General features: G+C 46.5%; 8 protein-coding genes. 7 read left to right on the forward strand and 1 reads right to left on the reverse strand.

The annotated features are described in order from the left end of the window. Positions 1–277: 277 nt before the first annotated feature. The 7 genes from GGC63_RS10455 to GGC63_RS10485 all read left to right on the forward strand — a co-directional run bounded on the left by GGC63_RS10455 (position 278) and on the right by GGC63_RS10485 (position 7613). Positions 278–952, forward strand: coding sequence for a response regulator transcription factor (locus GGC63_RS10455; RefSeq protein WP_192702233.1), 675 nt, complete (start codon positions 278–280; stop codon positions 950–952). Beyond that, the gene (locus GGC63_RS10460; protein ID WP_192702234.1) at positions 937–2046 is read left to right on the forward strand and encodes a sensor histidine kinase; all 1110 of its coding nucleotides are present in this window, start codon (positions 937–939) and stop codon (positions 2044–2046) included. The genes GGC63_RS10455 and GGC63_RS10460 overlap by 16 nt, the downstream gene beginning before the upstream one ends. Before the next feature lie 46 nt (positions 2047–2092). After that, the gene (locus GGC63_RS10465; RefSeq protein ID WP_192702235.1) at positions 2093–3556 is read left to right on the forward strand and encodes a serine hydrolase domain-containing protein; all 1464 of its coding nucleotides are present in this window, start codon (positions 2093–2095) and stop codon (positions 3554–3556) included. 9 nt (positions 3557–3565) lie between these two features. Then, positions 3566–4153, forward strand: a complete 588-nt coding sequence (locus tag GGC63_RS10470) for a DNA topology modulation protein FlaR (RefSeq protein WP_192702236.1) — start codon at positions 3566–3568, stop codon at positions 4151–4153. Between the two features lie 185 nt (positions 4154–4338). After that, positions 4339–5283 (forward strand): carbohydrate ABC transporter permease, encoded by a 945-nt coding sequence (locus GGC63_RS10475; protein ID WP_192702237.1) that lies wholly within the window; start codon positions 4339–4341, stop codon positions 5281–5283. A 21-nt stretch (positions 5284–5304) separates the two neighbouring features. Then, positions 5305–6135, forward strand: coding sequence for a carbohydrate ABC transporter permease (locus GGC63_RS10480; RefSeq protein WP_079912758.1), 831 nt, complete (start codon positions 5305–5307; stop codon positions 6133–6135). Positions 6136–6263: 128 nt separating this feature from the next. Beyond that, positions 6264–7613 (forward strand): ABC transporter substrate-binding protein, encoded by a 1350-nt coding sequence (locus GGC63_RS10485; protein ID WP_192702238.1) that lies wholly within the window; start codon positions 6264–6266, stop codon positions 7611–7613. 539 nt (positions 7614–8152) lie between these two features. On the opposite strand, the gene GGC63_RS10490 is transcribed toward GGC63_RS10485, so the two are convergent. Next, positions 8153–8745 (reverse strand): transposase (locus GGC63_RS10490; RefSeq protein WP_192702239.1); only part of this gene is annotated, 593 nt, incomplete at its 5' end.

The following is an 8745-nucleotide window of genomic DNA, read 5'->3' on the forward strand; positions in this document are numbered from 1 at the left end:
AGGAGCGATAGCGTTCGCCTTTGTTCTCTGGAAATTCCCGATATAAAGCGAAATTAATGAAAGTTTCCAGAGAACAACAGCGACCGGAAGGGGATACCCCACCGGGGGACCGAAGCAATTTTTCAGATTTTCAGGCTTTTCAACAGACGCAACCGCCCTCTTAACGGGCGGTTTTTTTCTGGCGAACACGGCGCTTCCGCTGCATCTCTTGGGATACCCAACGATTTTTGATATGCTGGTTATAGATAATTTGGAAATGGGAAAGCAGGGAAGGGATATGAATAAGATTCTGATCATTGATGATGAGGCCGATCTTCGGAAGCTGCTGAAAGATTATTTTGAAATGAACCGGTATTTCGTGATGACGGCGAAGAACGGCAATGACGCGCTGCGGCAAATTGAAAATCAGCCGGACCTTGTTTTACTCGATATCCATATGCCTGAGCTTGACGGTCTTGAATTGTGCAGAAAAATCCGGCATTTTGTATCCTGTCCTATCTTATTTCTAACGGCCCGAGTGGAGGATGCGGATAAAATTGCAGGCTTCCAGGCCGGAGGGGACGATTATATTCTAAAGCCGTTCAGCATTATGGAGCTGGGTGCGAGAGTAGAAGCTCATTTACGCAGGGAAAGGCGAAGTCACAATAAAATGTCGATAAGGTTTAGTGAAGAGCTGGTCATCGATTATTCGGCACGCGCCATGTACCTTCATGACCAAAAAGTTCCTTTTGCCAAAAAGGAATTCGATATCATTGAGTTGCTGTCTTCCTATCCCGGTATGGTGTTTGATAAAGAACGCATTTATGAAAAGCTATGGGGTTTGAACGACGAAGGCGACAGCTCCGTGATAGCCGAGCATATCAGGAGAATTCGTATGAAATTGAAAGAGCATGGCTGCGACAACATGATAGAAACCGTCTGGGGAGTAGGGTACAAATGGCGAAAATCCTGAGCTGGCTGCAGCTGAAGCGAATGACCTTATTGCAATCCTTCATCCTTTTGTGCTCGCTTATGCTTGTTATCGATATGGCCGTCATCGTATTGGAATTTAAGTGGGCGGAAGCCATACGTCTGCAGCTTGCCGTTGATGCTGCCGTGAACGATTGGGTACTGCCATCCCTCGTTGGGGTAGTGCTGTTAACTGTTGCGGCCTCTATTGTTCTAATGGCCAGCCTCTTTTATAAATTCAAACTGAAACGGCCGCTAGAGCTATTGATGAACGCATCGCAGAAAATGTCGGCCAATGATTTAGCGTTTCATATTTCCTATGACGGTAAGGATGAGATGGGGGAGTTATGCCGTGTATTTGAAACCATGCGCGGACAATTGGAGACCAATTACAAAACACTTTGGCGGTCCGTTGAGGAACGCAAGCAGCTTAACGCTATTTTTGCCCATGACTTGAGGACGCCCCTATCCGTGTTGAAAGGATATTCCGAATTCGTGACCACCTACCTGCCTCAAAATAAGATCCCCGAGGACAAGCTTCTAGACATGCTGCAAACCATGAAAGTCCATATTATGCGTCTAGAAAGCTACACGGAGGCGATGAATTCCATTCAGAAGCTTGAGGATATGCCGGTACATAGCCGTGTGATTGAAATGGACCATTTGGTATCTTTACTGAATGGCAGCGCCAGACAAATTAGCGAACCATGCGATAAGACGCTTGACTCTTCTATGGCTGCGGATACGAACGAAATAGCTGTGGATGTCCATCTGGTGATGCAGGTTTTTGAGAATTTGGTGGCTAATGCGGCGCGTTATGCTTCGCGTAAGGTGAGCATTCAATATAGCCTTTGCAAGGGCTTTTTTATGATAACTGTTATGGATGACGGACCCGGCTTCTCTGACGAAGCGCTTCAGAAGGCCATGCTCCCTTTTTACCGCGGTGAAGTATGGGATGCGAATGATCATCATGGACTGGGACTTTATATTTGTAAAGTACTGTGTGAAAAGCACGGAGGAAGTCTGCATATCGAAAACGGCTCCCATGGCGGCGGGGTCGTAAGAGCAAGTTTCTTTGCGGAATTGATAAATAGTTGAAAATTATAAATTACCATTTCCTTATCACGTGATAAGGAGTGTAACTATGACCATTAGGTACAAGAAAATAAGTCTATGCTTGAGTTGTTTATTGCTGGTGCTGTCATTCCTGACTAAGCCTGCCTCCGCAATGGAAATCCGAAACAAAGCTGAAATACAGCAAGAAATGAACGACTTCGTCGTAAAAAATATGAAAGCCAATCATATTCAGGGTGCAGCTCTTGCCGTAGCCAATAATGATGAGGTGTTCTATGCCCAAGGTTACGGTACATTTTCAGATGGCCGCGAGATCACCGGCAATACCCCTTTTCCCATTGCTTCATTGAGTAAATCCTTTACTGCACTGGCTGTCCTGCAGCTGGCGGATAAAGGACTTATCGATCTTGATGCACCATTCATCTCGTATTTTCCCGAGCTTTCACCAAGTGACGAACAGGTTCGTGATATGACGGTGCGACATTTGCTTAATCAAACAAGCGGTCTGAATGACAAAGTGAATCCGGACATGACGAATGTCCATCCGTATCGGTCGCTGCAAGACATTAAGCAATCGCTGAATACGGTTAAGCTTGCCCATGCTCCTGGAACAGTCTACAGCTACCACAACCCCAATTATCAATATTTGGCTCTTCTGGTGGAGAGAGTGAGCGGTCAGAGCTTCTCCGCTTATTTGAACAATCATCTATTTGAACCTCTGGGGATGAACCATACCTTCAACGTCAGCACGACACAACAAATCAATGAGAATCCCGCCATTCCTCGGGGACATTATCTTGTATTCGGCTATCCTGTAAGCCAAGCCGAGCCCTTATGGTTTGTTGACGGCCCCGCCGGTATGGTTTCAACTGCAGAAAGTATGGCAAAATGGATGCTTGCTCAATACAGCGGCCGTCTTCTTTCCCCAGAACTGATGAAGCAATACCACGCAGCCGGGCAGATCGGCCCCTATGGAATGGGATGGCTCGCAGAGGAGGATGAACACGGGGCCAGGACAATTTCCCATAGCGGAATTTTCTGGACCTATAAAGCGGAAGAAGCCATATATCTGGACGAGCAGCTGGGCATCATGATGATGTTTGACACTGGCTTAAACGCTTTTACCGATTATCACGCTTTTATCGATGGCATCGCAGCGATAGTAAAGGGCAGACAAGCGGAAGCCTCTCCTTTTAGCAGCGGGACCATGGAGGCGTTTATGATTTTTCTGGTGATTGCGACGATTCTGTGGGCAGTGTATAGACAATCCCGTATCCGTAGGAGCCGAAAGAGCATCACGACCGTAAGGCTGATTCTTTTATCCGTCGGAAGACTGTTCCCGATCTTCCTTCTTTTGTTTCTGTCACCATTGACAACATTGATCGGTGCCGGGCGAGTTGTTCCCTGGTTTGGACTATGGACCACCATGTCATCCCTGGTAATATGGCTTATTGTACTATCCCTGGCCAATGTAATGAGCATGATAGGCAGTTTAAGAATGTATTACCAAGCCAAGAAGAGAACCGGTTGGTAAGGATGCTCGATGAAGCTTGGGATTGTGAGATTGAGTAAAACCACCCACAATTGCCCAATTATGGTAGAATCGTATCACACAACAAAGGAGGGGATTGGGATAAAAATACATATTATTGGCGGTGCAGGAAGCGGCAAATCCTACATATCGGCATTACTGAGTCAAAAACTCCAGATACCGTATTACGAATTGGACGAAATCTATTGGGATAATGAAGCGGAGGTATATGGGGTAAAAGCTCTGGCAGAGGAGCGGGATCAAAAGTTGAGAGATATGGTCGCCCAAGACTCGTGGATCATAGAAGGGGCCTACAGATCATGGGTAGCCCCAAGCTTTTCAGCAGCGGATAAGATTGTTGTTCTTATGCCTCCTTTGTCGGTTCAAGAAGCAAGAATATGGAAGAGATATGAAGAACGTATCTCAGGGGCTGTTATAAGCAAAAAGCGTGAGACTCTCGAGGGTACGCTGAACCTTATCGAGTGGAACAAAGAATACAATCTAGTGAAGCTGCCCCATTTTATCGAGACATGTGAATACAAAGACAAGTTCATTACTGTAAAAGACAACTTGGACGTTTTAGAGTTATTTACAAATTAGGGCATCAGCCACAACGTGACTAACGGTCGCGCTGTGGTTTTTTTATTGGAGCCAATGTGTGGTTCAATTACCTCAGCTATCTGGACAGAGTGGTTAAATCTTTGCTTCAACAAGTTAATTTTGTTGCTTACGGTCCCTGCCCCCGCAAGGTAGACTATAGAAAACTACTACATGGGGTGAAATTCATGTCTACCGAAACACATACGCAATACGCCTCGAGCCCGCCGGTCAGCCATAACAGGAGGAAACGTTCGACGCAGTGGCGGGAGGATTTGGCGGGGTTCGCTTTTGTCAGTCCGATGCTCATCGGGCTTTTCACATTGACACTGTTTCCGATTATTGCCTCGTTTTTTCTCAGCTTCACGAACTGGAATTTCGTTGCGGGCTTCTCCAAAATGAAGCTTGTCGGTTTCGATAATTTTATCAAGCTGTTCAAGGACAGTGTGTTCATCATGTCGCTTGAGAACAATCTGATTCTCATCATTGTCGTGCCGGTGACGCTCATCTGCTCGTTATTGCTCGCCGTTATTATTGATAAGAAGGTATTTTTCAAAGACCTGTTCAAAATCATTTATTTCATTCCGTACATTTCCAGTATCGTAGCCGTTGCCATCGTATTCCAGGTGCTGTTCCATCCAAGCTACGGTCCGATCAACCAAATGTTAATGTCCTTCGGTGTGGCCAATTCTCCCAAGTGGATTGCCGATCCCGACGTTGCGCTGTACTGCGTTATGGGGTTGATGGTATGGGTCAATATCGGTTATAACATGATTATTTTCCTGGCGGGCTTGCAATCGATTCCGAAGGATTTGTATGAAGCTGCCGATATCGACGGCGCCTCCAAATGGAAGCAATTTTACCGCATTACGGTCCCGCTGCTGTCGCCAACGACGTTTTTCCTGCTGGTAACCGGCATTATCGGTTCGTTCAAAGTTTTCGATATTATTGCTGTGCTGACGAATGGCGGACCTGCGAATTCCACTACCGTGGTCGTATACCGCTTGTACGAGGCAGCCTTCATCAACCTGCAGTCCGGTTACGCATCCGCAATGGCTATTGTTCTCCTGTTTTTTGTCCTCGTGGTGACATGGATACAGTGGATCGGCCAGCGGAGATGGGTCAATTACTAATAGAAAAAGGACGGAAACGCAATGGATAAATGGAATACGGTTAAAAAAGCGATTTATACGGTACTCATGTTTGCCTTCGGATTGATGTTCATGTCACCCTTTCTCTGGATGATCTCTTCTTCCATGAAGCCGGAGCTGGATGTATTTACGTTCCCGATCGAGTGGATCCCCCGGCACTGGAATGCAATAGAAAATTATACGACCGTATGGACAACAACGAACTTCCCTTTGTATTATTGGAACTCGATAAAGGTTACTGTAACAACTACAGCTATATCCGTTCTGTTATCGTCCATGGCCGCTTATGCATTCAGCAAAATCAAATTTCGTGGCAGGCATGTCCTGTTCCTTATCGTGCTGGCTATCTATATGATCCCGAATCAGGCGATCCTGGTACCGCAATTTCTGCTGCTGCGTTCGTTGAACCTGTATGATACGCATTTGGGCCTCATTTTGCTCGGATCATTCAGCGTGCTTGGAACGTTCATGCTTCGCCAGTTTTATCTGGGGGTTCACGATGAATTTATCGAATCGGCCAAAATCGACGGCGCTGGCCATTTCCGTATCTTCTTCTCCGTATGTACGCCGCTCGTTCGCCCGGCCATCGCCACTTATGCGATTCTGCGCTTTATATGGACGTGGAATGATTATCAAAATCCGCTGATCTTTTTGAAAACAAAGGAATTGTTCACGATACAGGTTGGAATACGCTCCTTCGCCACGCTGAACGGGGATCTGTACTCTCTCATTATGGCAGGTACGGTATCGGCGATTGTGCCGCTCTTGATCATCTTTATCTTCGGGCAAAAGCAGGTTATCGAGGGAATTGCCGTGGGTGGAGTCAAAGGATAGTACCCATAAGGTCAAAAAACGACTTGAATTGGTTAAAATATTGACTCAACGGAACCGGGAGCATTTGATATGATCGGTCGTGTAAAGGGTTACAATCACACAGATTCTATAATGGAGGGGTTCGCAATATGAAAAAATCTTTACTAGCGCTTAGCGGAGTACTGCTGGCTACAACTGCGCTTGCCGGCTGCGGCGGCGGTCAGGAGAAGGCGACTGCACCTGCGGCGGAAGGCGATAAAGGAAAGGATGCCGCCAAAGCGCCCGTGACCATCAAGGTACAGGGCTGGTATACCGAAGCACAGGGCAACTGGAATAAAACGGTGGAGGCGTACAATAAAACGCATCCTAATGTGAAGGTCGTCTACGAAAGTATGTCTGAAAAAGGCGATTCCCAGGAAGGGATGAAAAAGCTCGACCTGCTGGCTGCTTCCGGCGATCAGATGGACGTTATCATGTATTCTAGCGCATCCGATTTTGCGCAGCGCGTCGGTGCGGGCATTTTGGAGCCGCTGGACGAATATTTGAAGAAGGGCAACGTCAACGTCAAGGAAGAATACAAGATTGATCCGGCCATTAACGGCAAATATTACGCGCTTCCGGGCAAAATGATTGAATGGTTCGTCATGCTGAACAAGGATAAGCTTGACGAAGCGAAGCTTCCGGTACCGACCGAGTGGACGTGGAATGATTACGCTGAATATGCGAAAAAGCTGACCAAGGGCGAAGGCCCGTCCAAGCAGTACGGCTCCTACTTCCATAACTGGAAGGACTACGCGCAGCTCGCACAAAACAATGACGTGAATAACCCGTATATCGTCAAAGACGACGGCTCGGAAAACATCGACAATCCAAAGGTTCGTTTCTCCCTGGATTTGCGCAACCGGATGGAAAACATCGACAAAACCTCGGTACCTTACTTTGACGTCATCTCGCAAAAGCTAAACTACCGTGACGTATTCTATGCCGGAAAATCGGCCATGCTTGCTACCGGGAACTGGATGGTAGGCGAGCTAGCGCTGAACGGCAAATTCAAAACCGTCTTTGCACCTTATCCGAAGGCTGACGCCAAGGACCCGAATGGATATACCGAGGTTGGGGCGGATTTCATGGGCGTAGCGGCGAACTCCAAGCATAAGCAGGAAGCGTATGATTTCGTCAAATGGTATACGACCGAAGGGATTGGTATCCAAGGCTTGTTCTTCTCTGGCTGGAAAAAAGCGGATATTGCGCAAAATGTTGACGCGATTCTAAAAACCGGCAAGCCGGAGGTAGCTTCGCTGATCGATAAAGAATCGCTCTTGAACACGCTGAAGGTCAATAAGGCGACGAAGCTGGTCATCCCTCCTACTTACTCGCTTCAGCAGGAAAAAGAATTCTTATCGCAGGTTGAGCTCTATTTGACCGGCAAGCAGGATTTGGATAAGACGATCTCCACCGCGAAAGCGAAGATGGAAGAGATCAAAAAGAGCAATAAATAACTAGCTGGAAGCTAGTCGCAATTAGAGGAGACTGCGGTCTCCTTTAGTTTTTAGATACCTGACTAATTTAGAAGATAGCTGATGGATGGAGGAGGTGGGGTATCACCTAGCTTACGAAGTAAGTTTTCCTTTGGAAAACTCTCAAGCGTCCGCCTCCCTCATTATGCTTCACTTTTCTCGTTCAGTCTCGCTCATTCGCAGGATTCCATCATCATCGATTTTAAAAAAATATTAATGATGATGTTTATACTTGAAGGTATACCCAAGAAGGGCATAGAGAAATAAAGGATTCGAATGAAATCCCATTTATTCCCATGTTATGCACCTGCTCCATTCTATCCCTAGGGGTTATCCCTCCCAAGTCTCAACGGGTCTATGCCCTTACATTCCTTCGTTATACCTACCCAGGGGATGGAGGCCGACAATTCTTTGTTAATGGGTCAGAGCCCTTCAGGCGAACGTAGTCGGTACTCTGTGCTTTCTTTGTAGGTTCCTGCGAATGAGCCAAATGACGATGTTTTGGGGAAGATGACTTCCTATTATGCAGTGTAGCGTAGCATTCCGGCGTTGTAGGTACTGTTATTCTTGGCCATAGCCACGAGAATTCGAGCCAGTTTACCACATAGTTTCATAAGTGATTGCATGCCTTTCATCTTTTTTACTTGTTTATTGTGTTGATGCAGAGCACGAAATTCCGGATTAACAGAGACTAAATGCAAAACGATCAAATACAATATTTTTCGAAGTCCGGGACGCCCCCGTTTGGTTAGGGTTACTTTGCCTTTGTGAACTCCGGAACTGTTTTCGGATAAATGTAGACCTGCTAAACAGAGGAGCTGCCGTCCATGATGAAACTGACTTAAAGCTCCAGCCTCACTGTATAAAGTAGCAATCGAGATATGGCTAAATCCCTTGATGGCCTGTAGAGAAGCGGTCATAGGAATTTTCTCAATCTGCTTCTCCAAAAGACCTTCTAATTCGGTTAGTTGTTTGTTGAGAAGGTCTAATTGATGGATAAGTAGACGGATACTGGTTCTAGCCTGCTGAGTGGCTATTTGAAGCCCTGAGGATTGTTTTGCCCAGAGAATCAGACTGATTGCGGTACTGCGATTCCCTGTACGCTTTAGCTTGC

It is taken from the genome of Paenibacillus sp. OAS669, from assembly GCF_014873645.1.
GTDB lineage: Bacteria > Bacillota > Bacilli > Paenibacillales > NBRC-103111 > Paenibacillus_S > Paenibacillus_S vulneris.